Origin of the sequence: Bradyrhizobium canariense (assembly GCF_018130465.1) — a bacterium.
Lineage (GTDB): Bacteria > Pseudomonadota > Alphaproteobacteria > Rhizobiales > Xanthobacteraceae > Bradyrhizobium > Bradyrhizobium canariense_C.
In genome coordinates, this window is record NZ_JAFCKJ010000001.1 from 195,168 (window position 1) to 222,158 (window position 26,991).

Sequence of the window (26,991 nt, forward strand, 5' to 3'; positions counted from 1 at the left end):
GCTGGCCTGGCGGGCGTAGCGCGTTGGCCGCGAACCGGTCGTATATGACCAAAAAGTAACGCGGCCGGTTCCCCGCGTTCATATTCAGTTCACGCCGGAATTGCTCATCTGTGCGGGTGTTCATGCGGCCTAATTCTGGAGAGAAGCGTGCGCCTGCTCGTCGTTGAGGACGACCCCGATCTCAATCGCCAGCTCACCAAGGCGCTGACCGACGCCGGCTATGTCGTCGATCGCGCCTTTGACGGAGAGGAGGGGCATTATCTCGGTGACAACGAGCCCTACGACGCCGTGGTGCTCGATATCGGCCTGCCGAAGAAGGACGGCATCTCGGTGCTGGAAGCCTGGCGGCGCAACGGCCGCACCATGCCGGTCCTGATCCTCACCGCACGCGACCGCTGGAGCGACAAGGTCCAGGGCTTCGATGCCGGCGCCGACGACTATGTCGCAAAGCCGTTCCACCTGGAGGAGGTGCTGGCGCGCATCCGCGCGCTGCTGCGCCGCTCCACCGGCCATGCCCAGAGCGAGCTGAGCTGCGGCCCCGTCACGCTCGACACCAGGACCGGACGGGTCAGCGTATCAGGCAATCCCGTCAAGATGACCTCGCACGAATATCGGCTTCTGGCCTACCTGATGCACCATTCGGGGCGCGTCGTGTCCCGCACCGAGCTGGTCGAGCATCTCTATGACCAGGACTTCGACCGCGACTCCAACACCATCGAGGTCTTCGTTGGCCGCATCCGCAAGAAGCTCGATGTCGACATCATCCAGACCGTCCGTGGCCTCGGCTATCTCCTGACCCCGCCGACCCCCGGCGCCTGAAGCGTAGTGTCTCGAACTATCTTGCCTTGACGGGCGGCGCGGCAGAGGCCTTGTTCGGGTCATGAGTTCAGATGCCATGCCACCCCGCGCCTCCGGGATCATTCCGATGCCCGCCAGCTCGCTTGCGAACCGCCTGTTCCTGTCGGCGACCGCGTGGCTCGTGGTGATCCTGGCCATCACCGGCGTGGTGCTGTCGTCGGTCTACAAGAACGCCACCGAGCGCGCCTTCGACCGCCGGCTCAATCTCTATCTCCGCACGCTGATCGCCGAGGTCGCCACCCCCGACGAGCCACCGGACCGCCAGTTCCAGTCGCTCGGCGAGCCTCTGTTCGAGCTGCCGTTGTCCGGCTGGTACTGGCAGATCACGCGGACCGACATCGACAAGCCGGAGGTGCGCTCCTCGCGCTCGCTCTGGGACAAGAAGCTGCCGAAGCTGGAAGAGCAGGGCACCGAGCTCACCGCCGCCGGCATCCGGATCGCTTATGTCGACGGTCCCGAAGGACAGAACCTGCGCATGGTGGAGCGGCCGGTCGATCTCGGCGCGGATGGCAAATTTCTCGTCAGTGTCGCCGGCGACGACACAGAGATTTTCGACGAGACGCGCAGTTTCGATTACTACCTCGGTGGCACCTTCACCGCGCTTGGTATCGTGCTGCTGCTGACCACCGTGTTCCAGGTCCGCTTCGGCCTCGCGCCGCTCAAGCGCATCTCCGAATCCATCGCCGACATCCGGTCCGGGCGGGCGGAGCGGCTCGAGGGCGAATTCCCGGTCGAGATCGCACCACTGGCGCGCGAGACCAACGCGCTGATCGACGCCAATCGCGAGATCGTCGAGCGCGCACGCACCCATGTCGGCAATCTCGCCCACGCCATCAAGACGCCGCTCTCGGTCATCGTGAACGAGGCCGGCGCGCATGCCACCGATCCGTTCGCGGCCAAGGTGATGGAGCAGGCGAACGTGATGCGCGACCAGGTCGCCCATCATCTCGAGCGCGCGCGCATCGCGGCGCGGGTCTCGATCGTCGGAACCGTGACGGAGGTTGCTCCCGCCATCGAGGCACTACGGCGGACCATGGAGAAGATCCACCGCGGCCGTGGCATCGTGGTCGAGGCCGAGGCCGATCCGTCGGCGAAATTCCGCGGCGAGCGGCAGGATCTCGAGGAGATGGTCGGCAATCTCGTCGACAACGCCTGCAAATGGGCGGCCTCGCGGGTCTTCATCGAAGTTCTGGTGGAAGCGCCGCATCAGGCGAGCACCGGTCCGCGGCTGCGCATCATCGTCGACGATGACGGCCGCGGCCTGTCGGAGGCCGAGCGCGCCCAGGTCTCACGGCGCGGCCAGCGGCTCGACGAGTCCAAGCCCGGATCGGGGCTAGGGCTGTCGATCGTGACCGACCTCGCTGCGCTCTACGGCGGCAGCCTCTCACTCGGCGGCGCGCCGACCGGGGGCCTGCGGGCGGAGCTGGTCCTCCCAGGAATATAATCCCTTGTTCCGACGCGACTATTTGGCCTGCGGCACACCGATCCGGACGAAACCAGGGGTATTCGGAGCGACTTCCTAAACGGCTTCTTAAGTGGGCCCCACCTATGATCGAGCAGGACGGATCCCACGTCCGCCATTTTACCGTTCATACCCGGGCGCATGAGCCAGACATCGATCGAGCGGCTGAGGGAATATCTCGCGCAGCTCCCGCCGCAGGCGCAGGCCCTGCTGATGCGGGAGTTCGAGCGTGCGCTCGAGCGCGGCCAGGATACGGCCGTGGCGACCCTCGTGCTCGACCAGCTGCGCAAGATCGTCCGCAAGACGGAAGCCGACGAGGCCGCACCGCCGCGCACGGACGATCTGTCGCGGCTGCTGTTCCAGGTGTTGGAACCATTCCTGGTCGAACCGGGCGCCCCGATCCGGGTCGGGCAAATCCGCCGCTCCTCGCTGGCTCCGATCTGGCAATGGCTCGGCCGCGACGGTGCCCCGGACAAGGTGAATGAATTCGAGGCGGCGCTGGCGCGCACGCCGGCCGACGGTGCAGGGCAGGTCGAAGCGCTGGCGCAGAAGCTCCAGGCGGTCGCCGCGGACGCCATCTTCGAGCTGACCGGGCCGGGCGGCGGTGACAAGTCGCGTGCGCTCGCCCGCGTTGGCCCGCCAAACGTGATCGAGGATCTCTATTCGACCGGGGCGGTGCTCGCGGTCCGCGAGGCAATCGCCACCCTGAACGAGAAGCTGCCGCGCTCCCTGCGCGCCTTCGGCGATGCCCAGATCGCCTCGGTGACCGCGGCGCTCAACATTCCCGTCCTCCAGACGCCGCAGATGCTGCCCTTCGCGCTGTCGATCGTCGTGCAGCGGATGACCGCGCCGTGGCAGATCATCCGCCTCGCCATCAAGATTGCCGCGTCCGACGACGAGATCCGCGTCGCGGCAACGCCCTATGGCGTCGCCGTCACGATCGCGCTGCATGACCTGTCCTGCGTCGCCGCCATCCTGCGCATGGACATCAAGCGCGGCCATTTCGACAACGTCGCCGGCAATCTCAAGACGCTGCATGACGGCGTCCGCGGCCTGCGTACCGAACTCGACCTGCGCAACGATTCCGCCTGGGGCAAGCAGTTGACCTCGATCCGGGCCGACATCTCCAACGCGCTGCAATCCGAGATCGACAGTGTTCCCGGCCGCGTCCGCCGCATCCTGCGCCAGCGCGCCGAGAAGGACATTCCGCCGGGCGCGCGGATCGACAGCACCGAGGTCGAGGAAACCGTGGCGCTGATCGACTTTGTCGCGACCTGCCGCAATTATGCGAGCGAGCTTGCGATCAACGAGGTGACACTGCGCACCTATTCCGACCTCCAGCAATATGTCGAGCGTTCGACCGAGCAGCTGGTGCAGTCGCTGCGCGGCGCCGATCACAAGGTCCGCACCTATCGGCAGCAGCAGGTGCAGGCCGCGATCCGCTTCTGCCAGGTGCTGTTCGGCGATGATTATGCCTCGCTGATGAGCCGCGCCGCGGAGAACGCGGCCACGGGCGAGCGCAAATCGTCGCGCGCGAGCTGATCCAGGCGCATATTTTTGTGATCACAATTTGAGGTTGACGGTGTCGGTGACGAGCCCTACGCTCACCGTGCAAACTTTTATACTTCTATCTGTGGGCGCATGAAACCCGTTATCAGTTCCATCGAAATCGAGAATCGCGTCGTTGTTGCCAAATATCAAAGGCTGATGGTCGGCGCGAAGGTGGTGCTGGTCGAGAAGGCAAGCGGTCGGCAGCTTCCTGAGACCGCCACCAGGGTGGCATCGCCCGTTCCCGTCGGGGCGTTGCGCATCAGATTGCCCGACGCAATCGAGCCGGGAACATACTTCCTGAGGGCCTTCGACGGGCACGGCGAGGACGCCGCTCAAAGCGCGGACTTCGAGATCGGCTAAGCCGTTGGATTTTCATCGTTTCGGGATGGTGCGCGGTCGCGCCGAATTGACAATTGTCAATTGCCGCATCGTCCGGCCGTGGTGTAAAGCCACCTGTGGGCGCGGTTCGCGCGTTGCCGGAAGCTTGCCAGATGACGCTATGGTTCGTGTTCGCGCTGATGACGGTTGCGGCGATCTTCGCCGTGCTTCTGCCGCTCGGCCGTAGCGGACGCGCGCAAAATCAGGGCAGCGAGGTCGCGGTCTACAAGGACCAACTCGCCGAGATCGAGCGTGATCTTGCCGCAGGGCTGATCGCAGCGCCCGAAGCCGAGGCCGCGCGCGTCGAGGTCAGCCGCAGGCTGCTCGCCGCGGCCGGCAGCGAGACCGCAATTGCACCGAAACCCAGCGTCAAATGGCGCCGCGCGGCGGCCGTGCTGGCGCTTGCCGGCCTGCCGCTGGTTGCGATCGGTGTCTATGCGCCGCTCGGCTCGCCCAGGCTTCAGGACTTTCCGCTGGCGCAGCGCGAGCGCGGATCCGGGTCCGGCATGGCGCAGTCGCTCGAGAATCTGGTCGTGCAGGTCCAGCAACATCTGGAAAAGAATCCGACCGACGGGCGCGGCTGGAACGTGATCGCGCCCGTGCTGGAGCGGCTTGGTCGTTTCGACGACGCGGTGCGCGCCTATCGCAACTCGCTCACCTACAATGGCGAGAGTGCGGAGCGCCGGTCCGATCTCGGCGAAGCGATCTCGGCCGCCGCCGGCGGCGTCGTGACCGCCGAAGCCAAGACCGAGTTCGAGCGCGCGCACGCGCTCAGCGCCGACGACCCCAAGGCAAACTATTTTCTCGGTCTCGCCGCCGAGCAGGACGGCCGCAAGGACGACGCCGCCAATATCTGGCGCGCGCTGCTGGCGAAAGCGCCGGCGGACGCGCCGTGGCGCCTTCTCGTGCAGACCTCGCTCGCGCGGGTCGGTGGCGGTGGCGCTACGATGCCGGCGCTGTCGGATGAGACACTCGCGGCTTCCAAGGACATGAACGAGGGCGATCGCAACGCGATGGTTCGCGGCATGGTCGAACGGCTCGCCACGCGCCTCAAGCAGAACGGCGACGACGTCGAGGGTTGGCTGCGCCTGGTGCGCGCCTATCTCGTCATGGGTGATCGCGACAAGGCGGTGGCGGCATCGACCGATGCACGCCAGGCGGTTGCCAACGATGCAGCGCGGCGGCGCCAGCTCGATGAAGGCCTCAAGACACTCGGGCTCGACGGATGATGATGTCAGGACGAGACGAGCAGAGAACGGATACGCCATGACGCGCAAGCAGCGACGTATGACCATCATCGGAGGCTCGCTTGCCGTGCTCGCGCTCGCGGCCGCGCTGGTGCTCAACGCACTGCGCGACTCCATCGTGTTCTTCTCGACGCCGACCATGGTCGCCGAGAAGCACGTTGCGCCCGGCAAGCGGTTTCGCCTCGGCGGCCTGGTCCAGCCCGGCTCGCTCCAGCGAGGCGACAATCTCGCAGTGACCTTCGAGGTCGCCGACGGCGGCGCAAAGCTTCCGGTCGCCTTCAAGGGCATTTTGCCTGATCTGTTCCGCGAAGGGCAGGGCGTCGTCGCCGAAGGCGCGCTCGACGCCGACGGCGTGTTCAAGGCCGATACCGTGCTCGCCAAGCACGACGAAACCTACATGCCCAAGGACGTCGCCGATGCCCTGAAGAAGCAGGGGCACTGGAAGGATGACTACGGTGCCAAAGCTTCCGATAGCGTCAAGCCCGCGGCCACGACCGCGCAGGGCAATCCGCAGGGAGCAGTGCGGTGATCGCGGAATCAGGACATTACGCGCTGGTGCTGGCGCTCGGACTGGCGCTGATCCAGTCCATCGTGCCCCTGATCGGCGCGCGCCTGCGCGATGACGCGCTGATGAATGTGGCGCGCTCCACTGCGCTGGCGCAGCTCCTGTTCGTCGGTGCGTCGTTCATCGCGCTTGTGATGCTGCACGTGAATTCGGACTTCTCCGTCGCCAACGTCTACGAAAATTCCCACTCCATGAAGCCGCTGCTCTACAAGATCACCGGCGTGTGGGGAAACCATGAAGGCTCGATGCTGTTGTGGGTGTCGATCCTCGCGCTGTTCGGCGGATTGGTCGCGGCCTTCGGCAACAATCTGCCGCTGTCGCTGCGCGCGCATGTGCTGGCCGTACAGGCGTGGATCGCCAGCGCCTTCTATCTCTTCATCCTGGTGACCTCCAACCCGTTCCTGCGCATCGCCAACCCGCCGATCGAGGGCCGCGATCTCAATCCGGTGCTTCAGGACATCGGTCTCGCCGTGCATCCGCCAATGCTCTATCTCGGCTATGTCGGCTTCTCGATCTCGTTCTCCTTCGCGATCGCGGCGCTGCTGGAGGGGCGGATCGACGCGGCCTGGGCGCGCTGGGTGCGGCCGTGGACGCTGGTCGCCTGGATCTTCCTGACGCTCGGCATCGCCATGGGCTCGTACTGGGCCTATTACGAACTGGGCTGGGGCGGCTGGTGGTTTTGGGACCCGGTCGAGAACGCCTCGCTGATGCCGTGGCTTGCCGGCACCGCGCTGCTGCATTCGGCTCTGGTGATGGAGAAGCGCAACGCGCTGAAGGTCTGGACCATCCTGTTGTCGATCCTGACCTTCTCGCTATCGCTGCTCGGCACCTTCCTGGTGCGCTCGGGGGTCATCACCTCGGTGCATGCCTTCGCGACCGATCCAACCCGCGGCGTGTTCATTCTCCTGATTCTCTGCCTGTTCATCGGCGGCAGCCTGTCGCTGTTCGCAGGGCGCGCGACTTCGTTGAAGCAGGGCGGCCTGTTTGCGCCGATCTCGCGTGAGGGCGCGCTGGTGCTGAACAATCTGCTGCTCACGGTTGCCTGCGCGGTGGTGCTGTTCGGCACGCTCTATCCGCTGGCGATGGAGATGCTCGCCGATTTCAAGATGTCGGTCGGCGCGCCGTTCTACAACCTCACCTTCGCTCCGCTGTTCACGCTGCTGCTGCTCGCCGTGCCGTTCGGGCCGTTGCTGGCGTGGAAACGCGGTGATCTGCTCGGCGTGACGCAACGCCTGCTCGCGGCCGGCGTTGCCGGCCTCGTCGCCGTCGCCATCGTCTGGGGCTGGGCAAGCGGAGGCAGCACACTGGCGCCGCTCGCGATCGGGCTTGGCATCTTCGTCATCGCCGGTGCCGTCACTGATATCGTGGAGCGGACCGGCCTCGTGCGGCTACCGTTTGCAACGGCGCTGCACCGGGCCCGCGGCTTGCCGCGCTCGGCCTGGGGCTCCGCGTTTGCGCATGCCGGCCTCGGCGTCGCGCTGATCGGGATCGTCTGCGAGACCACCTGGAACAGCGAATATATCGCGACCATGAAACAGAACGACGTTGCCCATATCGCCGGTTACGACGTGAAGCTCGACGGTTTGTTTCAGCGTCAAGGGCCGAACTTCCACGAGATGATCGCCGAATTCAACGTCAGCCGTGACGGCGAGACTCTCAGCATGATGACGCCGTCCAAGCGCAGCTTCACCACTCGCGGCTCGTCGACCACCGAGGCCGCGCTGCTGACGCGCGGCGCAAGCCAGCTCTACGTCTCTCTCGGGGACGCCACTGCCGAGGGCGCCATCGCGGTGCGCATCTATCACAAGCCGCTGGTGCTGCTGATCTGGTGGGGACCGGTGCTGATGGCGTTCGGCGGCGTGCTGTCGCTGTCGGACCGGCGCCTGCGGGTGGGCGCGCCGAAACCGGCGCGGGCCAAGCAGCGCCTGCAGCCGGCGGAGTGATCCGATGCGCCGGATGATGACCGCGTTCGTCGTGCTGATGCTGCTGGCCTTGCCCGCGGCGCATGCCGTGCAGCCCGACGAGATCATGTCGGACCCCGCCAGGGAGTCGCGTGCACGCGACTTGTCGCGCGAGCTGCGCTGCATGGTCTGCCAGAACCAGTCGATCGACGATTCCGATGCGCCGCTCGCGCGTGATTTGCGGCTCCTGGTGCGCGAGCGCATCGCGGCCGGCGACAGCAATTCGCAAGTGCTCGATTTCCTGGTCGCGCGCTACGGCGAGTTCGTGCTGCTCAAGCCGCGCTTCGAGCGCCAGAACATGCTGTTGTGGCTGCTCGCGCCGCTGCTGCTGATTGGCGGCGGTCTGGCGCTGTGGCTGCAAATCCGCCGGCGCTCGCGAAGCGGTGCAAACCTACCGGCCCCGCCGCTCACGCCCGACGAGGAAGCGCGGCTCGCCGCATTGATGGCGGATGAAGCCAAGTCTTAGGCTACTTCAAGCTTGGCTACCTCAAGTCTTGGCTACCTCAACCTTGGCCAATTCAAATCGCCTGGTTACGTATTGATACGTAAGCTGCCTGCCACAGCCTGTTTCATGCTCTGTTGACCTTTGTCTGAAAGCTTGTCGCAAGATTCGATTCCAGACTTTGAGTCCTCAGCTATGTTCGCGAACAGCAATCTGACGATCCGCTTCCTGGTCGGCGCCGTCGTCGCTGCATTATTGTTCCTGCTGGGCATCGGAGGCGGCACCGGCTTCGTCGCGGTGCTCTATCTCAACAACGAGATCACCAGCCTGTCGTCGGACTTCGCCGCGCTGAGTGGTCCCGCGCGCGACCACGCGATGCAGATCTACCAGCAGGCGCAGACTGCGTTCTCCTATTTTCTCGTCGCTTGCGGCGTGATCGCAGTTGTCGCCATCGCGATCTGCCTCGTCACCTGGTTTGCCGTGCGCAACGGCATCCTCAGTCCCCTCACGGCGATCGTTCATGCCATGCGCGAGGTCGCCGACCAGAAGTTCGAGACATCGGTTCCGGGCCTCGGCGGCACCAACGAGATCGGCCTGCTCGCCGGCGCATTGGAGGTGTTCAAGACCAATGGCCTGGAGCGGCTGCGCCTCACCGAGCAGCAGCTCCACGAGGCGCAGCACCAGGCCGAGCGGTCGAATTTCCTGGATGCGCGGATCAAGCGCTTCAACGATCTCGTCGCCAGCGTCGTCGACAGCGTGGCATCGTCGGCCGTGCATCTCCAGAGCAACGCCGAGACGCTGTCGCGGACGGCCAACGACACCAGCACCAAGGCCAATGCCGTGGCGAGCGCGGCGAGCCAGGCCAGCGGCAGCGTGCAGACGGTCGCGGGCTCGGCGGAGGAGATGACGAATTCGATCGGCACCATCAGCCGCCGCGTCACGGACGCGACCCAGCGCGCCGAGGGCGCGGCGACGCAGGCCGAGAAGAGCCGCGACACCATCCACACGCTGTCGGACGCTGCCGACAAGATCGGCGAGGTCGTGCAGCTCGTGCAGGCGATCGCATCGCAGACCAATTTGCTTGCGCTCAACGCCACCATCGAGGCGGCGCGGGCTGGCGAAGCCGGCAAGGGGTTTGCCGTGGTCGCCTCCGAGGTGAAGAATCTGGCGCACCAGACCAGCAAGGCGACGGAGGAGATCACGTCCCACGTCGCCAGCATCCAGGGCATCACCGCACAGACGCGCGGCGCGATCGACGGCATCTCGCAGACGTTGTCGGAGATCTCGTCCATCATGTCCGGCATCGAGATCGACACCGCCCAGCAGCGCACCGCCACGCAGGAGATCACGCGCAGCGCCAAGGACGCCGCGCGCGGCACGCTCGACGTCTCCAATCACATCGTGCAGATCACCTCGACGTCCGCCGAGACCGGCCGAATGGCCGCCGAGGCGCGCGATTCCGCGGTCGACCTGTCGCAGCAGGCCGAGACTTTGAAACGCGAGGTCGACGAGTTCATCGTCAGTGTGAGGGCGAGCTGAGAGCTTTGAAAAAGGCACTTCCGCGCCGTCACAGGAACTCGTTTAAGTTCCTGTAAGACCACGACTTTCGATCTGCGATAAACTGCCGCATCCACATTCCCCGTTCATTACAAAAGTTTAACCCCGCCGCCAGCGCACGGTAAGGCGGCAGCCCCCATCTTCAGGTTCGTAAGGTGCCGCCATCAGGCGCCAAATCGATTTCAAGGCCCTGGAGATCTCTGCATGACCGACCGTCCCGACCTCTCGAACCTTCCGTCCTACCGGCAGCCCCGCCGGTCGATTTTCTCGGCCCGCAAGATCGCGCTGATGGCCTCGGTCGTCGCCGGCCTCAGTGCCGCCGTCTACGGCTTCGGCCCGTCGACCTCGCCGGCCGACCTGTTCTCGAGCCCGGCGCATGCACAGGTCAACAACGAGGTCCGCAAGGTCGAACGCCCGATCGGTTTCGCCGACATCGTCGAGCGCGTGAAGCCGTCGGTGATCTCGGTGAAGGTCAACATCAAGGAAAAGACCGCGAGCAACGATGACGGCGATGACGCGCAGTCGCCGTTCCAGCCTGGCTCGCCGATGGAGCGCTTCTTCCGCCGCTTTGGCGGTCCGGATGGTTTTCCGGGCCAGAAGGGCGGTGGTGGTGGTCGCGGCCGCGTCGTGCAGGGCCAGGGCTCCGGCTTCTTCATCTCGGCTGATGGCTTTGCCGTGACCAACAACCACGTGGTCGACGGCGCCGACAAGGTCGAGGTCACGACCGACGACGGCAAGACCTACACCGCCAAGGTGATCGGTACCGACCAGCGCACCGACCTCGCCTTGATCAAGGTCGAGGGCAGCTCGAACTTCCCGTTCGCGAAGCTTGCCGACGGCAAGCCGCGGATCGGCGACTGGGTGCTCGCGGTCGGCAACCCCTTCGGTCTGGGCGGCACCGTGACCGCGGGCATCGTCTCAGCCAGCGGCCGCGACATCGGCAATGGCCCCTATGATGATTTCATCCAGATCGACGCGCCCGTGAACAAGGGCAATTCCGGCGGTCCCGCCTTCGACACCAACGGCGAAGTGATGGGCGTCAACACCGCGATCTACTCGCCCTCCGGCGGCAGCGTCGGCATCGCGTTCTCGATTCCCGCCAGCACGGTGAAGACCGTGGTGGCGCAGCTCAAGGACAAGGGCTCGGTCAGCCGCGGCTGGATCGGCGTGCAGATCCAGCCGGTGACATCCGACATCGCCGACAGCCTCGGCATGAAGAAGGCCGAAGGCGCGCTGGTGGCGGAGCCGCAGGCGAATGGTCCGGCGGCCAAGGCCGGCATCGAGTCCGGTGATGTGATCACGTCGGTCAACGGCGAAGCCGTCAAGGACGCCCGCGAGCTCGCCCGCACCATTGGCGGCCTGGCGCCCGGCGCGACCGTGAAGCTCAACGTGCTGCACAAGGGCCAGGACAAGGTCGTGAACCTGACGCTCGGCCAGCTGCCGAACACGGTCGAGGCCAAGGCCGACACCGACAAGGACAGCGGCAAGAGTGCGAGCCGCGGCACCGACGTGCCCAAGCTCGGCATGACCGTCGCGCCCGCCGACTCCGTGGCCGGCGCCGGCAAGGAAGGTGTCGTGGTCACCGAAGTCGATCCGAAGAGCGCCGCTGCCGAACGCGGCTTCAAGGAAGGCGACGTGATTCTCGAAGTCGGCGGCAAGAGCGTGAGCACCGCCGGCGACGTCCGCGACGCCATCAACACGGCGCGGACCGACAACAAGAACAGCGTCCTGATGCGCGTGAAGAGCGGCGGCCAGTCGCGCTTCGTCGCAATCCCCCTCGCCAAGGGCTGAGGGGCCAGGAGACGACAAGAGATGAGGGGGGTCGGTGGCATCAGTCGCCCCCGCCGCCGACGCCCTTCGGGGGAGCAGCGTAATGTTCGCTTCCCCAGCCTACCTTCCGGTGGAAATACGCCCCCCTCCGTCGGAAGGCCTAGGGCGGTGAGGTCCCCCCAGCTTCACCGCCCGCCTTTTTTGCCGACCCAGGTACTCGACGAAGTCCCATTTGCTTGGCTTGCATGCGATTGCCGCTCGCGCCATGTTGAGAGAAGGTTGACCCCTTGACCGCCGCCGAACGCACGATGCGCCTCCTCATCATTGAAGACGACCGCGAATCCGCCGACTACCTCGTGAAGGCGTTTCGCGAGGTCGGGCACATTGCCGACCACGCCGCCGACGGCGAGGAAGGCCTCGCCATGGCCGAGAACGGCGATTACGACGTGCTGGTGGTCGACCGCATGCTGCCCAAGCGCGACGGCCTGTCGGTGATCGGCGCGCTCCGGGACAAGGACGATTCGACGCCGGTGCTGATTCTCTCCGCGCTCGGCCAGGTCGACGACCGCATCAAGGGCCTGCGCGCCGGCGGCGACGACTACCTGCCAAAGCCCTATTCCTTCGCCGAGCTGCTGGCCCGCGTCGAGGTGCTGTCGCGCCGCCGCGGCGGTCCGGCCGAGGACACGCTCTATCGTGTCGGCGATCTCGAACTCGACCGGCTCTCCCATCGCGTCGCCCGCGGCAAGGACGAGCTGACGCTCCAGCCGCGCGAATTCCGCCTGCTCGAATATTTGATGAAGCATGCGGGCCAGGTGGTGACCCGCACCATGCTGCTGGAGAACGTCTGGGATTATCATTTCGATCCGCAGACCAACGTGATCGACGTGCACATTTCGCGGCTGCGCTCCAAGATCGACAAGGGTTTCGAGCGGCCGCTGCTGCACACCATTCGCGGCGCCGGGTACATGATCCGTGACGGCATTCGGTAAACTCGTCCGCACCACGGCATTCCGGCTGACGCTGGTCTACCTGTTCCTGTTTGCGATTTTCGCAGCGTCGCTGCTTGGCTATTTCGCCTGGAACACGCGGCGGCTGATCACCGAAGAGATCACGCAGACGGTGAATGCCGAGACCTCGGAGATCAATGAGATCTACGGGCGCGGTGGCCTGGTCCGCCTGGTGCGCGCGATCGAATACCGCGCGCTGCGGCCGGGCGCCAACCTCTACCTCGTGACCACGCCGACCGGGCAGGCGATCGCCGGCAATGTCGGCTCGCTGGCGCCGGGCGTGATGGCGACGTTTGGCTGGACGGAGACCGCCTATCGCCGGATCGAGGACGCGGATGACCGCGACCATCGCGCGCTCGTGCGCGTCACCGAATTGGAAAACGGCTTCCGGCTCCTGATCGGCCGCGACCTCGCCGAGCGGCGGCGCCTCTTCGGCATCGTCGCCAAGGCAGCGCAATGGTCGGTCCTGATCGTCGTGGTGCTTGGCCTCGGCGGCGGCATCTTCGTGGCGCGCCGCGTGCTCACGCGCATCGACGCCATGACCGGCACCGCGCAGCGCATCATGACCGGCGATCTCAGCGGGCGCCTGCCGGTGGGGCGCAGCGGCGACGAGCTCGATCGTCTTGCGGAAAACCTCAACGCCATGCTTGAGCGGATCGAGGCGCTGATGGCGGGGCTGAAGGAGGTCTCCGACAACATCGCCCACGACCTCAAGACGCCGCTGACGCGCCTGCGCAACCGCGCCGAGGAGGCGCTGGCGAAATCGGGCAGCGAAGCCGATTACCGTGCCGCGCTGGAGCGGACCATCGAGGAATCCGACGGCCTGATCCGCACCTTCAACGCGCTGCTGATGATCGCGCGCGCCGAGTCCGGGCAGGCGCGCGGCAACATGGATGATTTCGACGCCGCCGATGTCGCGGGCGGCATTCACGAGCTCTACGAGCCGCTGGCCGAAGACGACGGCATGACCTTGAAGGTCAGGTGCGAGCCGACGCCGGTTCACGCCAACCGCGAATTGATCAGCCAGGCCCTGGCCAATCTTGTCGAGAATGCGATCAAATACGGCAAGCCGGTCGCGCCGTCGGCGGGAACCGTGGTCAGCATGGACAGCAGGCAGATCACGATCGAATCGAGGCGCGAGGGCGATCAGGTGCTGCTCAGCGTCACCGATCGCGGTCCCGGCATCCCCGAAGCCGACCGCAAGCACGTCGTGGAACGATTTGTGCGGCTGGAAGCGAGCCGCACGCTGCCTGGATCCGGTCTCGGCCTCAGTCTCGCCTCGGCGGTCGCGACATTGCATGGCGGTGAGTTGAGGTTGGGTGACGCCCAGCCCGGTCTCGTCGCCACGCTGGTGCTGCCGGCGCGCGCGGGGGCCGGCGACAGGGTTGCTCCGCCAATGCAGGATGTGCCACAGAAGGTGGCATGAACCACTCCGCGCCGGGAAACGCGGACAAGCATGGCGAGAGCCTGGCCGCACGCTTCGCGGAGGCTCCCCATATTGCCGCTTCCGTCACCGACCAAGGACGTTTTGAAAGCTGGCTGGCCGAGCTCGAGCCCGCGCAATCCGCCCGTCTTGAAGCGCTGCTGGCTCATCCCTTCGCGCGGGACATCCTGGCCGGCATCTCGGAATTCTCGCCTTACCTGTTCGAGCTGGTGCGCGCTGATCCCCAGCGCCTGATCCGGCTGCTGGAATGCGATCCGGATGCGCATCTCGCCACGCTTGTCGCGGAGGCGAGCGGCGCGGTGCTCGCGGCATCCGACGAAGCCGAGGTGATGCGGCTGCTCCGACGCATGAAGGCGGAGGCCGCGCTCCTGACCGCGCTGTGCGACATCGGCGGGGTCTGGCCGGTGATGCGGGTGACCGCAGCGCTCACCGATGTCGCGGTGTCCTCGGTGCAGGCGGCGCTTCAGTACCTCCTGCGGCAGGAAGCCGCACGCGGCAAGCTCTCGCCGCCCAATCCCGAGGCGCCGGAGGAGGGCTGCGGGCTGATCGTGCTTGCGATGGGCAAGATGGGCGCAGGCGAGCTCAACTATTCCAGCGACATCGATCTCATCGTGTTCTTCGATCCCGACAACACGACCCTTGCCGCGGATATCGAACCCCAGCCATTCTTCGTGAGGGTGACGCAGGGGATGGCACGCATTCTCCAGCAGCGCACTTACGACGGCTACGTCTTCCGCGTCGATCTGCGCCTGCGTCCCGATCCATCCTCGACGCAGGTGGCGATTTCGCGCGACGCCGCGCTGAACTATTACGAGCGGGAAGGGCGTACCTGGGAGCGCGCCGCGATGATCAAGGCGCGAGCCTGCGCCGGCGATCCCAGGGCGGGCGAGGCGCTGCTCGCGGAGATCGCGCCCTTCGTCTGGCGCAAGCATCTCGACTTCGCCGCGCTTGCCGACGTTCACGACATGAAGCGGCAGATGCAGACCTATCGCGGCCAGAGCGAGGTTGCGGTCGAAGGGCATAACGTGAAGGTCGGGCGCGGGGGAATCCGCGAGATCGAGTTCTTCGCCCAGACCCAGCAATTGATCGCCGGCGGCCGGCATCCCGAGCTGCGCGTGCGGCCGACGCTCGCCGCGCTCGGCGTGCTTGCTTCCAGCAACTGGATCACGGTCGCGGCGCGCGACGAACTGACCACGGCGTACCAATTCCTGCGCCGGGTCGAGCATCGCCTCCAGATGATCGCCGACGAGCAGACCCACACGCTGCCCGAGGATAAGGAGGCGGTCGAGCGTTTCGCCTGGTTCTTCGGCTATCCGGATCGCGAGGCCTTTGCCCGCGACCTCTTGCGCCAGCTCGAGATCGTCCAGGGCCACTACGAAAAACTGTTCGAGGGCGACGATCCGACCGGCACGGCCAAGCTGCCGGCGCTCGACTACAGTGCGGGTCCCGACGATCCGCGGCTGCTTCAGTACCTGGCGACGCTCGGCTTCAAGAAGCCTGCCGCCGTCGCGCAGACCGTGCGTGACTGGATCACCGGCGACTACCGCGTGTTCCGCAATGAGGCGACGCGAAGCGCATTCGTCGAATTCGTGCCGGCCCTGATCGACGGTCTCGCTCATGCCGAGGAGCCGGATCGGGCCGTCGTGGCGTTCGACCATTTCCTGGGGGCGCTTCAGCGCGGCGGCCGGCTGATCACGTTGCTCGGCCAGAACCGTGATCTCGTCGCGCTCGTGGCCCTGGTGCTGGGCGCGGCGCCCCGGCTCGGCGAGATGCTGGCGCGGCAGCCGCAGCTCATGGACGGGCTGATCGATCCGCGCTTCTTCGGTGCGATGCCCGACCGGCAGGAATTGTCGGGGCGGCTTGCAGCCACCGTGCAGGACGCGGGCTCTTACGAAGAGTTCCTCGACCGCCTGCGCCTGTTCGGTCAGGAGAGCCTGTTCCTGATCGGCACGCGCATTCTCTCGGGAACGGTCTCGGCGCAGCAGGCGAGCACCGCCTTTGCCGACGTCGCCGAGGGCATCGTCCATACCGTGCATGGCCTCGTCGCCGACCGCTTCGCCGCCCAGCACGGCCGGATCAAGGGGCAGGAGACCGCGATCATCGCGATGGGCCGGCTCGGCAGCCGCGAGATGACCGCGTCGTCCGATCTCGACCTGATCCTGCTTTACGATTTCGACAGCGACAATCCGGACTCTGACGGTGCGAAGTCACTGCAGGGCGCGCATTACTTCGCCCGCTTCACCCAGCGCCTGATCAGCGCGTTCACGACGCGCACCAATTACGGCGTGCTTTACGAGATCGACATGCGGCTGCGTCCCTCGGGGCGTGCCGGCCCTGTGGCATCGAGCCTCGTCTCGTTCGCGGACTACCAGGCCAACGAGGCCTGGACCTGGGAGCACATGGCGCTGACACGCGCGCGGGTCGTGTCGGCTTCGCCGGAATTCCGGGAACGGATTGAGCGCGTCGTCCGCGATGTCCTGACCCGCCGCCGCGATTCAGCAACCACCGCCAACGATGTTGCCGACATGCGGCGCGCGATCGCCCAGGAGAAGGGCGAGGCCGATTGCTGGGATCTCAAATATGCCGCCGGCGGCATGGTCGACATCGACTTCATCGCGCAATATCTCCAGCTCGTGCATGCTCACGAGAAGCCGGAGATTCTCGATGTCGGCACCACGCAGGTGCTGGAAAATGCATCCAGGCTCGGCGTGCTCGCACAATCGGAGACCGAGACATTGCGTGCCGCGGCGCGGCTGTATCACGACCTGACGCAGATCCTGCGGCTCTGCGTCAACGACCGCTTCAAGCCGGAAACCGCGGGCACCGACCTCCTGCGCGTGATGGCACGCGCCGGCGACGCGCCGGATTTCTCCTCGCTGGAGGCGCGGGTGAAGGAGACGCAGAGCGAGGTGCGCCGCGTCTTCAGGGCGCTGCTGGAGCCAACCAGGCCGTAGCCTCGTGGAGGCGACGCTCGGCAACCGGGACGAACCGCTAGATCGGTCGAGCGCGTCATGTCTGCTTGCGCGCCGGACGCATGAACCTGCATCAGCGCGCGAGGAACTCCAGCGCTCTGCTCACGAAGGCTTCGTGATACTGGAAGATGCCACCGTGCCCGGCGTCCTTGTAGAGGACAAGTTCGGCATTGGGCAGGCGGCGCGCCAAGTCGGTCGAATTGCTGCTGGGCACCATCTTGTCGCAGTCGCCGTTTGCCACCAGGACAGGCTTCCGGATTGCACCAAGATCCTGCTGCGCCTGCGTCCCCCAAGCCTTGATCGCTTTGAGTTGCCTCAGGAACGCAGCGATAGTGATCGGCCTGTCGCGGTCCGCCTTGCGTTCCTTCAGCCGTTCCAGGAAGGCTTTTGCGGCGCGGCGACCATTCGCGGTCGAGGTGAAGAAGAGGTAGAATTTGGGATCGCGGAACGTCAGCATACCCTTGATGATGAGCGGCCAGGACACAGCCCCGACATTCGAGATGCCTTCGCCCCCTGCCGGGCCGGTGCCGGTGAGGATAACCTTGCGAACGAGGTCGGGCGCTCTCAGCACGATCTCCTGAGCCACAAAGCCGCCAAGCGAGAAGCCGAGAAGATCGACTTGCCTGATGCCAAGCGCGCGGATGAAGGCGATCGCGTCCTCTGCCATTTCTGCCACCGTGAGCGGCGCCTTGCCGTCCGATGCGCCGACACCCCGATAGTCGACGGCAATCACCGGCCCCGCGGCGGCGAGACCGTCGACGATGCGTGGATCGAAATTATCCAAGACGGCACCCCAGTGATTCAGCAGGATCACCGGGACACCGGCCGCAGGTCCGAGCTGCCGGTAGACGAACCTTGTCCCTGCAACGTCAACACACCTGGTCGGCGCGTCGATCCAGTTGGTTGTCTTGCCAGTTTGCAGCATGGTCACGCTCCTCGCCTACCGGATCTTGACGACGACCTTGCCTCTGGAGCGACCCGTCTCGACGTAAGCCAAGGCATGAAGGCCTTCATGATGGCTCAGGGTGGCTTGCGGCTGCGATGGTGGGATAGTCGGTATAGCCGGCGGAGCCACCGCCATAGAGCGTCGCCGGGTTGAACTCCGCCAGCGTCGCGCTGGTCTTCAGTCTGTCCACGAGGTCGGGATTGGCTATGAAGGGTCGGCCGAAGGCGAACAGATCTGCCTTACCCTCGGAGAGACGCGAAGCTGCGAGTTCGAGGTTGTAGCCGTTGTTTGCAATATACGTGTTGTTGAACCGTCGACGCAGCGATCCGAAGTCGAACGGTGCGACATCGCGCGATCCGCCCGTGGCGCCTTCGACGACATGGATGTAGACGATGCCCAAGGCGTCGAGTTGATCGACGATGTACTCGAACTGGGTCTGAGGATCACTGCTCGAAACGCCATTGGCGGGCGATACGGGCGAGATCCGGATTCCGGTGCGGCCGGCGCCGATCTCTTCGACGACCGCAGCCGTAACCTCCAGCATCAGCCGGGCGCGGTTCTCGACCGATCCGCCATAGGCATCGGTGCGGACATTGGCGCCGTCCTTGACGAATTGGTCGAGCAAATAGCCATTGGCGCCGTGAATTTCGACGCCATCGAAGCCGGCCGCAATGGCGTTCGCTGCCGCCTGTCGGAAATCGCTCACGATCCCCGGAAGCTCATCGAGCGTCAGCGCACGGGGCTCTGAGACCTCAACAAAGGCGTTGTGGACGAACGTCTTGGTCCGAGCGCGGATCGGCGAGGGGGCCACGGGCGCGGCGCCGTTGTCTTGCAGGTCGACATGCGATACGCGGCCGACATGCCAGAGCTGGAGGAAAATCCGCCCTCCCTTGGCGTGAACGGCGGTCGTGACCTTGCGCCAGCCGTCGATCTGAGCCTGGGAGTATATGCCGGGCGTGTCCTGGTAACCCTGTCCCTGTTGCGAGATCTGCGTGGCCTCGGAAATCAGCAGGCCCGCCGACGCACGCTGGCCGTAATACTCGGCGGCGAGAGCGCCGGGAACGAAGCTCGGCCCAGCGCGATTGCGCGTCAGCGGCGCCATGACGATCCGGTTGGAAAGGGGCAGCGAGCCGAGAAGATAAGGCTCAAACAGCGTTTTGCTCGTCATCGGTCACCTTGGTTTGTCGCCGCCGCGGCGGGGTCATTATCGAAATGGCTTCGCTGGTGCTCAGGCGACCGTGCGGTATCGCTCGGCGGGATGTTCGTTCCGATAGTTCGGAAGCATTGCCTGGCGCGCGGCCTGAAGCGCGTCCCACTGCCCGGCATCGGGAAGCGGCGGGATCGTCACCGCTTCGCGGCGGTCGAAGCCGACCAGCGCCGCATCGACCAGATCGTTCACCTCCATCACGTTGGAAAGCGTGTTGATGTCGGCGCCGACGTGGCCCCAGATCTCCGTTCGCGTCGTGGCGGGAAGCACGGCTTGGACGTACACACCCTTCGGAGCGAGCTCAAGACTCAGCCCCTGCGACAGAAAAAGCACGAAGGCTTTGGTTGCGCCGTAGACCGTCATGCCGAATTCCGGCGCCAAGCCGACCACGGAGCCGATGTTGACGATCGCTCCTTCGCCTGCCTTCGCAAGACGCGGGGCCATGGCGCTGGCAAGCCGCAGAAGTGCGGTCGTGTTGAGCGCAACGAGCCGCGTCACGTCATCCGTGCTCTGCTCGATAAAGCTTCCGCCGATCGCCGTTCCGGCATTGTTGATGAGGATCCCAATGCGGGCGTCGTCGCGCAGCCTCGCCTCGACCGTGGCGAGCTCGGCGGGCTGTGTAAGGTCGGCCTGGATGATGTCGATCGCCACGCCATTTTCCTGACGCAGACGGGCCGCCAGAGCCTCCATTCGTGCCCTGTCACGGGCAACCAGCACGAGGTCGTGTCCGCGGCGCGCGAAGCGCTCGGCATAGGCGGCTCCGATGCCGGTGGAGGCGCCGGTGACGAGAACGGAGGGAACGACAGTCATGGCATTGCTCTTTTCTCAATGAAAATATATTCATGACGATCGTCATGAATAATGTTATATATGATGACCATCATGTAAGTGTCAATGGGGCCGGCGGAGAATTTTGAAATGAAGGTCAGTCGAGAACAGATGTCGGAGAATCGTCGCCGGATTCTGGAGGTTGCCAGCCGACTGTTTCGCGACAAGGGCTTCGAGGCGGTTAGTGTGGCGGAGGTGATGAAAGCCGCCGGGCTCACGCACGGCGGCTTCTATGGCCATTTCGTTTCGAAGGACGACCTCATCGCGCAGACCCTTGCCCACGCCCTCGTCCTCGACGCGGACGGAGGCGGCGATTTTCGCGCTTATGTGGACGCCTATCTTGCGCCCCGTCACCGCGACGACGCCGCCGGCGGTTGCCCGACCGCGGGCCTTGTCGCCGCCATTCGCCATCAGAGTCCGGCTGCACGCGCGGCCATGACGGAAGCCCTTCGATCGCAGATCGATCGTATCGGCGAGGCGCTCTGGAAGGTAGATGCGGCAGACAAACGCCGCGTGGCGATCGGAAGCTGGGCGGCGATGGTGGGCGCGGTGATCCTCGCCCGCGCGATCGACGATCCCGCGCTTTCGGATGAGGTGCTGGAACAGACACGTGCCTGGGTCGATGCCGGGATCGACCGGGCGTCCGCTACATGAATGCTATGGCGCCGAGCGGCCCGTTGCTTCCGATCGCAAGGCGGACCGGCCGTTGTTCACGAGATCTCAGTCTGCCTGGCCGGCTTCAGCGAGGTGAGCGCCTCCCGCACGTTCGGCTCCAGGCCCGCGCCGCCAGCATCGAGATGGGCGAAGATCGCGCGCTTCATCCGCGGATCCCAGAACTTCTTGATGTGGTCGGCGATCCCCGGTACGGCCTTGTCGTGGCCCTGGCTCCGGAAGAACGTGCCGATCTGGTTGGCCATGTAGATCAGGCGGTCAGGCGACATCGGCAACCTCCGTGGCATGACGGGCGACAACCCGGCCGCCATGCGAAAACACTTCGAATCCGTCCTGGCGGGCAATGGCAATCAGCGTGATGCCGGCGGCCTCCGCGGTGCGCACCGCGAGCGCGGTCGGCGCAGAGACGGCGACCATCACCGGCGCGCCGATGGCGGCGGTCTTCTGCACCATCTCGACCGAGACGCGGCTCGTCAGCAGCACGATGCCGCCGCTTGCGGCCGTGCGGCTGCGCGCCAGCGAACCGGCGAGCTTGTCGAGCGCGTTGTGGCGGCCGACATCCTCGCGCAGCGCGACGATACCGCCGGCAGGCGACCAGAACGCGGCGGCGTGAACGGCGCGGGTTTGCAAATTTATCGATTGCAGTGGTGCGATGGTCTGCATCGCCGCCATGACCTGCTCGGGCGTGAACGTCTGTCCCTGCGGCACGACGGCCGCAGGCCGCACCGCTTCGGCAATCGAGTCGATGCCGCAAATGCCGCAGCCGGTCGGGCCGGCGATGTGGCGGCGGCGCTCGCCGATGCGCGCGGCATCTTCCGAGGCCAGCCACATGCGCAGCTCGATGCCATCGTCGAGGCGGACCATTTCGAGCGACTTGATGTCATCGACGGATTTGATGATGCCTTCATCCAGGCTGAAGCCGACCGCGAAGTCCTCGAGGTTCTGCGGCGTTCCCATCATGACGGCGTAGGTGCCGCCATTGTAGGTCAGCGCCAGCGGCGTCTCCTCCGGGATCAGCCGCGTTCCTTCGGACGCGACGCCGTCGCGCCAGATCTCGCGGTCGATGGCCTGGACCGGCAGGTGCATGCCGCTACTCCGCGGCCTCGGCCGGCGCGATGCGGCGGGAATGCCGCGCCTGCGCGTCGTAGGCCTTCTGCCAGTCGGACGGGCCGTTCGACGGTGATATCTGCACCGCCGTGACCTTGTATTCGGGGCAGTTGGTCGCCCAATCCGAATAGTCGGTCGTGATGACGTTGGCCTGCGTGTCCGGATGGTGGAACGTGGTGTAGACGACGCCCGGCGCGACGCGATCGGTGATCTCCGCACGCAGCGTGGTCTCGCCGGCGCGGCTCTTCAGCCGCACCCAGTCACCGTCGCGCACGCCGCGCTGTTCGGCATCGTGCGGATGGATCTCCAGCCGATCCTCGGCATGCCAGACCACGTTCTCGGTGCGCCGGGTCTGCGCGCCGACATTGTACTGGCTGAGGATGCGGCCCGTGGTGAGCAGCAGCGGATAGCGCGGGCCGGTGCGCTCGTCGGTCGCGACATATTCGGTGATGACGAACTTGCCCTTGCCGCGGACGAAACCGTCGATATGCATCACCGGCGTGCCCTCGGGCGCCTTCTCGTTGCAGGGCCACTGCACCGAGCCGAACTCGTCGAGCTTGGAATAGGAGACGCCGGCGAAGGTCGGGGTCAGCGCCGCGATCTCGTCCATGATCTCGGAAGGATGGCTGTAGTTCATCTCGAAGCCCATGGCCCTGGCGAGGCCGATGGTGATCTCCCAGTCGGCGAGGCCGTTCTTCGGCGTCATCACCTTGCGGACGCGCTGGATGCGGCGCTCGGCGTTGGTGAAGGTGCCGTCCTTCTCGAGGAAGCTGGAGCCCGGCAGGAACACATGGGCATAGTTCGCGGTCTCGTTCAGGAAGAGGTCATGGACGATGACGCATTCCATCGCGGAGAGTGCCGCCACCACATGCTTGGTGTTGGGATCGGATTGCAGGATGTCCTCGCCCTGCACGTAGATCCCCATGAACGTGCCTTCGACCGCGGCGTCGAACATGTTGGGAATGCGCAGGCCCGGCTCGGGGTTTAGCTTGACGTTCCACAGCGCCTCGAACTGGTCACGCACGGCATCGCCCGAGATGTGGCGGTAGCCGGGGAGCTCGTGCGGGAACGAGCCCATGTCGCAGGAGCCCTGCACGTTGTTCTGGCCGCGCAGCGGATTTACGCCGACGCCGGGACGACCGATATTGCCCGTGGCCATCGCGAGGTTGGCGATCGCGATCACGGTGGTCGAGCCCTGGCTGTGCTCGGTGACGCCGAGTCCGTAATAGATCGCGCCGTTGCCGCCGGTGGCGTAGACGCGGGCTGCTTCGCGCAGATCCTTCGGATCAACGCCGGTGACGATGGCGGTGGCTTCCGGGCTGTTGCTCGGCTGGGCAACGAAGGCCGCCCATTCCTCGAACTCGCTCCAGTCGCAACGCTCGCGCACGAAGGCCTCGTCGACGAGGCCTTCGGTGACGATCACATGCGCCAGCGCCGTCATCACCGCAACGTTGGTGCCGGGCATCAGCGGCAGGTGCAGCGCCTTCACGTGCGGCGATTCCACCATCTCGGTGCGGCGCGGATCGATCACGATCAGCTTGGCGCCCTGGCGCAGCCGCTTCTTCAGGCGGGAGGCGAACACCGGGTGGGCCGAAGCGGGGTTGGCCCCGATGACAGCGACGACGTCGGTGTCCTCGACCGAGTCGAAATCCTGCGTGCCGGCAGAGGTACCGAACGTGGTCGAGAGGCCATAGCCGGTCGGGGAGTGGCAGACGCGGGCGCAGGTGTCGACATTGTTGTTGCCGAAGCCGGCGCGGATCAGCTTCTGCACCAGATAGGTTTCTTCATTGGTGCAGCGGGACGAGGTGATGCCACCGATGGCGTCGCGGCCGTATTTCTTCTGGATGCCGCGCATCCTGTCGGCGGCAAACGAGAATGCCTCGTCCCACGACACTTCGCGCCAGGGATCCTCGATCCGCTCGCGGATCATCGGATTGAGGATGCGCTCCTTGTGGTTGGTGTAACCCCAGGCGAAGCGGCCCTTGACGCAGGAATGGCCGCGATTGGCCTTGCCGTCCTTGTACGGCACCATGCGGACGACTTCCTCGCCGCGCATCTCGGCCTTGAAGGCGCAGCCGACACCGCAATAGGCGCAGGTGGTGACGACCGAGTGTTCGGGCTGGCCGATCTCGATCACGGATTTCTCGGTCAGCGTCGCGGTCGGGCAGGCCTGCACGCAGGCGCCGCAGGAGACGCATTCGGAGCCGAGGAAGCTCTCGCTCATGCCGGGCGAGACGCGGCTGTCGAAGCCGCGGCCGGAGATCGTCAGCGCGAAGGTGCCTTGCACCTCCTCGCAGGCGCGGACGCAGCGCGAGCAGACGATGCACTTTGAGGGATCGTAGGTGAAATAGGGATTGGACTCGTCCTTCGGCATCCAGGCGGCGTTGATCTCGCCATTGGATTTGCCAGGTGTCTTGGCGAAGACGTGATTCTCGCCTTCATAGCCGTAGCGCACGTCGCGCAGGCCCACGGCGCCCGCCATGTCCTGCAACTCGCAGTCGCCGTTGGCGCCGCAGGTGAGGCAGTCGAGCGGATGGTCGGAGATGTAGAGCTCCATCACGCCCTTGCGCAGCTTCTTCAGCCGCTCGCTCTGGGTGTGCACGACGAGGCCGGACATGACGGGCGTGGTACAGGAGGCCGGCGTGCCGGCGCGGCCTTCGATCTCGACGACGCAAAGGCGGCACGAGCCGAACGCATCGACCATGTCGGTCGCGCAGAGCTTTGGGATCTGGTGGCCGGCGTCCATCGCCGCCCGCATGATCGAGGTGCCCTCGGGCACCGTGACCTGGTTGCCGTCGATGGTCAGCGTCACCATCGTTTCCGATTTCGAGCGCGGCGTGCCGAAGTCGATTTCTTCGATCAGAGACATTGTCGTTCTCCTATTCCGCGGCCTGAAGCGTGGTCGGGGCCAGGACGAAATCCTCCCGGAAGTGCTTCAATGCGCTGAGCACAGGGTAGGGCGTGAAGCCGCCGAGCGCGCAGAGCGAGCCGAATTTCATGGTGTTGCAGAGGTCTTCGACGAGTGCGAGGTTTTCGCTCACGCGCTCGCCGTTGATGATCTTCTCGATGGTCTCGACGCCGCGGGTCGAGCCGATCCGGCACGGCGTGCACTTGCCGCAGGATTCGATGGCGCAGAATTCCATGGCGAAACGCGCCTGCTTGCGCATGTCGACGCTGTCGTCGAACACGACGATACCGCCATGGCCGATCAGGCCGTCGCGCGCGGCGAAAGCCTCGTAGTCGAACGGCGTGTCGAACAGCGCGCGCGGGAAGTAGGCGCCCAAGGGACCGCCGACCTGCACCGCGCGGACCGGGCGGCCCGTGAACGTGCCGCCGCCGATGTCGTCGACGAGTTCGCCGAGCGTCACGCCGAACGCCGTCTCGAACAGGCCGCCTTGGCGAATGTTGCCGGCGAGCTGGATCGGCATCGTACCGCGCGAGCGACCCATGCCGAAATCGGCATAGGCCTTGGCGCCTTCGGCCAGGATGAAGGGGATGGCGGCGAACGACAGCACGTTGTTGATGACGGTCGGCTTGCCGAACAGGCCGTGATGGGCGGGCAGCGGCGGCTTTGCGCGCACGAGGCCACGGCGGCCTTCGAGGCTTTCCAGCAGCGAGGTCTCTTCGCCGCAAACGTAAGCGCCGGCGCCGACCCGCACTTCGAGGTCGAATCCGTGCGTGGAGCCGCCGATGTTCGCGCCGAGATAGCCGTCGCGCTTCGCTGCCACGATGGCCGCGTTCATCGCCTCGACCGCGTGCGGATATTCGCTGCGGATGTAGATGTAGCCCTTGGTCGCGCCGACGGTGATGCCGGCGGTCGTCATGCCCTCGATGACGAGGAACGGATCGCCTTCCATGATCATGCGGTCGGCGAAGGTGCCGCTGTCGCCTTCGTCGGCGTTGCAGACGATGAACTTGCGGTCGGCCTTCGCCTGCGCGACCGTCTTCCACTTGATGCCGGTCGGGAAGCCCGCGCCGCCGCGGCCGCGCAGGCCGGACGCCGTCACTTCATTGAGGATCGCTTCCGAGCCGAGCGACAGCGCGCGTTCGAGGCCCTTGTAGCCGCCATGGGCGCGGTAGTCATCGAGCGAGCGCGGGTCGATCACGCCGCAGCGCGTGAAGGTGAGGCGGGTCTGGCGCTTGAGCCAGGGGATCTCGTCCGCGGCGCCAAGCCGCAGGGGGTGGGATCCATTGCTCGCCATCGAATCGAACACGGAGGCAGCATCCTCCGGGCCGACCGGGCCGTAGGCGACGCGGCCGCCGGGGGTCGCCACCTCGATCATCGGCTCCAGCCAGCAAAGCCCGCGCGAGCCTGTCCTGATGATCTCGATCGGCAGGCCGCGCTGCGCCGCGGCCTGTTCGAGCGCCGTGGCCACGTCATGGGCGCCGACAGCGATTGCAGCGGCATCGCGGGGGACGAATATCCGCATCTTCATCGCTGCGCCTCCGCAACAAGCGCATCGATCCGCTTCTCGTCGAGCCGGCCGATGAGCCGGCCGTCGAGCATCGCGGACGGCGCGGTCGCGCACAGTCCGAGGCAGTAGATCGGCTCCAGCGTGACGCGGTCATCGGCCGTGGTGCTGCCGAGCGACACGCCGAGCTTCGCCTCGGCACGCGCAGCAAGCGCGTCGCCGCCCGCCGCCTGACAGGCCTCCGCGCGGCAGAGTTTCAGCACATGGCGGCCGGCCGGCTTGTGGCGGAAATCATGGTAGAACGTGAACACGCCATGCACTTCGGCGCGCGACAGATTGAGCGCCTGCGCCACCATGGGAATGGCTGCCTCCGGCACGTAGCCGAACGCCTCCTGGAGCGCGTGCAGGATCACCAGCGTCGCGCCTTCCTGCTCGCTGTGTTCGGCGATGATCTCGGCGCCGCGCGTTTCGTCCCAAGGTTCGTAAACCGCTGTCATTCTTCGTTCTCAACCAGAGCGTCCGCTGACCGCAAACTATTTGGAATCGTTCGAAGATCAATAAAGCTGTCTCATGCTGCGATTGCGTTTTCCGATCGATTTGCGATG

At 65.7% G+C, this 26,991-nt stretch carries 22 protein-coding genes; 14 read left to right on the top strand and 8 right to left on the bottom strand.

Annotated features, from left to right (window positions below; all coding sequences use genetic code 11):
- Positions 1-147: 147 nt before the first annotated feature.
- The 13 genes from JQ591_RS00850 (at position 148) to JQ591_RS00910 (ending at position 17,196) form a co-directional block, all read left to right on the top strand.
- Positions 148-819 (top strand): response regulator transcription factor, encoded by a 672-nt coding sequence (locus JQ591_RS00850; protein ID WP_211394148.1) that lies wholly within the window; start codon positions 148-150, stop codon positions 817-819.
- 106 nt (positions 820-925) lie between these two features.
- The gene (locus JQ591_RS00855; protein WP_211394149.1) at positions 926-2,302 is read left to right on the top strand and encodes a sensor histidine kinase; all 1,377 of its coding nucleotides are present in this window, start codon (positions 926-928) and stop codon (positions 2,300-2,302) included.
- Positions 2,303-2,461: 159 nt separating this feature from the next.
- Positions 2,462-3,862: a hypothetical protein gene (locus JQ591_RS00860; protein WP_211394150.1), complete on the top strand. Its 1,401-nt coding sequence runs from the start codon at positions 2,462-2,464 to the stop codon at positions 3,860-3,862.
- 99 nt (positions 3,863-3,961) lie between these two features.
- Entirely contained in the window at positions 3,962-4,231 is a 270-nt protein-coding gene (locus tag JQ591_RS00865) for a hypothetical protein (protein ID WP_211394151.1), read from the top strand.
- Between the two features lie 131 nt (positions 4,232-4,362).
- Entirely contained in the window at positions 4,363-5,478 is a 1,116-nt protein-coding gene (gene ccmI, locus JQ591_RS00870) for a c-type cytochrome biogenesis protein CcmI (RefSeq protein WP_211394152.1), read from the top strand.
- Positions 5,479-5,515: 37 nt separating this feature from the next.
- Positions 5,516-6,025 carry a cytochrome c maturation protein CcmE gene (ccmE, locus tag JQ591_RS00875; RefSeq protein ID WP_211394153.1) on the top strand — a complete coding sequence of 170 codons (510 nt, stop codon included), beginning with the start codon at positions 5,516-5,518 and terminating at the stop codon, positions 6,023-6,025.
- Positions 6,022-8,004: a heme lyase CcmF/NrfE family subunit gene (locus JQ591_RS00880; protein WP_211394154.1), complete on the top strand. Its 1,983-nt coding sequence runs from the start codon at positions 6,022-6,024 to the stop codon at positions 8,002-8,004. Before ccmE ends, JQ591_RS00880 begins: the two co-directional genes overlap by 4 nt.
- A 4-nt stretch (positions 8,005-8,008) precedes the next feature.
- Positions 8,009-8,488 (top strand): cytochrome c-type biogenesis protein, encoded by a 480-nt coding sequence (locus tag JQ591_RS00885; RefSeq protein WP_211394155.1) that lies wholly within the window; start codon positions 8,009-8,011, stop codon positions 8,486-8,488.
- Positions 8,489-8,659: 171 nt separating this feature from the next.
- Positions 8,660-10,003 (top strand): methyl-accepting chemotaxis protein, encoded by a 1,344-nt coding sequence (locus JQ591_RS00890; protein WP_211394156.1) that lies wholly within the window; start codon positions 8,660-8,662, stop codon positions 10,001-10,003.
- A 222-nt stretch (positions 10,004-10,225) separates the two neighbouring features.
- The gene (locus JQ591_RS00895; RefSeq protein ID WP_211394157.1) at positions 10,226-11,812 is read left to right on the top strand and encodes a Do family serine endopeptidase; all 1,587 of its coding nucleotides are present in this window, start codon (positions 10,226-10,228) and stop codon (positions 11,810-11,812) included.
- 287 nt (positions 11,813-12,099) lie between these two features.
- Positions 12,100-12,780, top strand: a complete 681-nt coding sequence (locus tag JQ591_RS00900) for a response regulator transcription factor (RefSeq protein ID WP_035969420.1) — start codon at positions 12,100-12,102, stop codon at positions 12,778-12,780.
- Positions 12,764-14,224, top strand: a complete 1,461-nt coding sequence (locus tag JQ591_RS00905) for a sensor histidine kinase (RefSeq protein ID WP_211394158.1) — start codon at positions 12,764-12,766, stop codon at positions 14,222-14,224. The genes JQ591_RS00900 and JQ591_RS00905 overlap by 17 nt, the downstream gene beginning before the upstream one ends.
- Positions 14,221-17,196, top strand: a complete 2,976-nt coding sequence (locus JQ591_RS00910) for a bifunctional [glutamine synthetase] adenylyltransferase/[glutamine synthetase]-adenylyl-L-tyrosine phosphorylase (protein WP_211394159.1) — start codon at positions 14,221-14,223, stop codon at positions 17,194-17,196. The genes JQ591_RS00905 and JQ591_RS00910 overlap by 4 nt, the downstream gene beginning before the upstream one ends.
- Before the next feature lie 91 nt (positions 17,197-17,287).
- On the opposite strand, the gene JQ591_RS00915 is transcribed toward JQ591_RS00910, so the two are convergent.
- The 3 genes from JQ591_RS00915 to JQ591_RS00925 form a co-directional block, all read right to left on the bottom strand.
- Positions 17,288-18,139: an alpha/beta fold hydrolase gene (locus tag JQ591_RS00915; protein ID WP_211394160.1), complete on the bottom strand. Its 852-nt coding sequence runs from the start codon at positions 18,137-18,139 to the stop codon at positions 17,288-17,290.
- Between the two features lie 85 nt (positions 18,140-18,224).
- Complete coding sequence (locus JQ591_RS00920; protein ID WP_211394161.1) at positions 18,225-19,328, bottom strand: alkene reductase; 1,104 nt, start codon at positions 19,326-19,328, stop codon at positions 18,225-18,227.
- A 60-nt stretch (positions 19,329-19,388) separates the two neighbouring features.
- Positions 19,389-20,177 (bottom strand): SDR family NAD(P)-dependent oxidoreductase, encoded by a 789-nt coding sequence (locus tag JQ591_RS00925; RefSeq protein ID WP_211394162.1) that lies wholly within the window; start codon positions 20,175-20,177, stop codon positions 19,389-19,391.
- A 108-nt stretch (positions 20,178-20,285) separates the two neighbouring features.
- Between JQ591_RS00925 and JQ591_RS00930 the strand changes: the two genes are divergently transcribed.
- Positions 20,286-20,849, top strand: coding sequence for a TetR/AcrR family transcriptional regulator (locus JQ591_RS00930; protein WP_211394163.1), 564 nt, complete (start codon positions 20,286-20,288; stop codon positions 20,847-20,849).
- A 56-nt stretch (positions 20,850-20,905) separates the two neighbouring features.
- Here the strand turns inward: JQ591_RS00930 and JQ591_RS00935 are convergent, their stop codons facing one another.
- The 5 genes from JQ591_RS00935 to JQ591_RS00955 are packed head-to-tail and all read right to left on the bottom strand — an operon-like array spanning position 20,906 to position 26,883.
- Positions 20,906-21,136 (bottom strand): formate dehydrogenase subunit delta, encoded by a 231-nt coding sequence (locus JQ591_RS00935; protein ID WP_211394164.1) that lies wholly within the window; start codon positions 21,134-21,136, stop codon positions 20,906-20,908.
- On the bottom strand, positions 21,126-21,953 hold the full coding sequence (fdhD, locus tag JQ591_RS00940; RefSeq protein WP_211394165.1) for a formate dehydrogenase accessory sulfurtransferase FdhD: 828 nt from the start codon (positions 21,951-21,953) through the stop codon (positions 21,126-21,128). The genes JQ591_RS00935 and fdhD overlap by 11 nt, the downstream gene beginning before the upstream one ends.
- A gap of 4 nt (positions 21,954-21,957) precedes the next feature.
- A complete protein-coding gene (gene fdhF, locus JQ591_RS00945; protein WP_211394166.1) occupies positions 21,958-24,843 on the bottom strand; it encodes a formate dehydrogenase subunit alpha in 2,886 nt (961 codons plus the stop codon).
- Between the two features lie 10 nt (positions 24,844-24,853).
- Positions 24,854-26,410, bottom strand: a complete 1,557-nt coding sequence (locus JQ591_RS00950) for a formate dehydrogenase beta subunit (RefSeq protein ID WP_211394167.1) — start codon at positions 26,408-26,410, stop codon at positions 24,854-24,856.
- Positions 26,407-26,883 carry a formate dehydrogenase subunit gamma gene (locus JQ591_RS00955; RefSeq protein ID WP_211394168.1) on the bottom strand — a complete coding sequence of 159 codons (477 nt, stop codon included), beginning with the start codon at positions 26,881-26,883 and terminating at the stop codon, positions 26,407-26,409. Before JQ591_RS00955 ends, JQ591_RS00950 begins: the two co-directional genes overlap by 4 nt.
- Between the last annotated feature and the right edge of the window lie 108 nt (positions 26,884-26,991).

What these genes read in the sequence shown, in the direction of transcription:
- JQ591_RS00925 (WP_211394162.1), bottom strand. Translation starts at nt 20,177, where the DNA reads ATGACTGTCGTTCCCTCCGTTCTCGTCACCGGCGCCTCCACCGGCATC.
- JQ591_RS00920 (WP_211394161.1), bottom strand. Translation starts at nt 19,328, where the DNA reads ATGACGAGCAAAACGCTGTTTGAGCCTTATCTTCTCGGCTCGCTGCCC.
- JQ591_RS00930 (WP_211394163.1), top strand. Translation starts at nt 20,286, where the DNA reads ATGAAGGTCAGTCGAGAACAGATGTCGGAGAATCGTCGCCGGATTCTG.
- JQ591_RS00865 (WP_211394151.1), top strand. Translation starts at nt 3,962, where the DNA reads ATGAAACCCGTTATCAGTTCCATCGAAATCGAGAATCGCGTCGTTGTT.
- ccmI (WP_211394152.1), top strand. Translation starts at nt 4,363, where the DNA reads ATGACGCTATGGTTCGTGTTCGCGCTGATGACGGTTGCGGCGATCTTC.
- JQ591_RS00955 (WP_211394168.1), bottom strand. Translation starts at nt 26,883, where the DNA reads ATGACAGCGGTTTACGAACCTTGGGACGAAACGCGCGGCGCCGAGATC.
- fdhD (WP_211394165.1), bottom strand. Translation starts at nt 21,953, where the DNA reads ATGCACCTGCCGGTCCAGGCCATCGACCGCGAGATCTGGCGCGACGGC.
- JQ591_RS00950 (WP_211394167.1), bottom strand. Translation starts at nt 26,410, where the DNA reads ATGAAGATGCGGATATTCGTCCCCCGCGATGCCGCTGCAATCGCTGTC.
- JQ591_RS00900 (WP_035969420.1), top strand. Translation starts at nt 12,100, where the DNA reads ATGCGCCTCCTCATCATTGAAGACGACCGCGAATCCGCCGACTACCTC.
- JQ591_RS00895 (WP_211394157.1), top strand. Translation starts at nt 10,226, where the DNA reads ATGACCGACCGTCCCGACCTCTCGAACCTTCCGTCCTACCGGCAGCCC.
- JQ591_RS00910 (WP_211394159.1), top strand. Translation starts at nt 14,221, where the DNA reads ATGAACCACTCCGCGCCGGGAAACGCGGACAAGCATGGCGAGAGCCTG.
- JQ591_RS00860 (WP_211394150.1), top strand. Translation starts at nt 2,462, where the DNA reads ATGAGCCAGACATCGATCGAGCGGCTGAGGGAATATCTCGCGCAGCTC.
- JQ591_RS00855 (WP_211394149.1), top strand. Translation starts at nt 926, where the DNA reads ATGCCCGCCAGCTCGCTTGCGAACCGCCTGTTCCTGTCGGCGACCGCG.
- JQ591_RS00915 (WP_211394160.1), bottom strand. Translation starts at nt 18,139, where the DNA reads ATGCTGCAAACTGGCAAGACAACCAACTGGATCGACGCGCCGACCAGG.
- JQ591_RS00935 (WP_211394164.1), bottom strand. Translation starts at nt 21,136, where the DNA reads ATGTCGCCTGACCGCCTGATCTACATGGCCAACCAGATCGGCACGTTC.
- fdhF (WP_211394166.1), bottom strand. Translation starts at nt 24,843, where the DNA reads ATGTCTCTGATCGAAGAAATCGACTTCGGCACGCCGCGCTCGAAATCG.
- JQ591_RS00890 (WP_211394156.1), top strand. Translation starts at nt 8,660, where the DNA reads ATGTTCGCGAACAGCAATCTGACGATCCGCTTCCTGGTCGGCGCCGTC.
- JQ591_RS00885 (WP_211394155.1), top strand. Translation starts at nt 8,009, where the DNA reads ATGCGCCGGATGATGACCGCGTTCGTCGTGCTGATGCTGCTGGCCTTG.
- ccmE (WP_211394153.1), top strand. Translation starts at nt 5,516, where the DNA reads ATGACGCGCAAGCAGCGACGTATGACCATCATCGGAGGCTCGCTTGCC.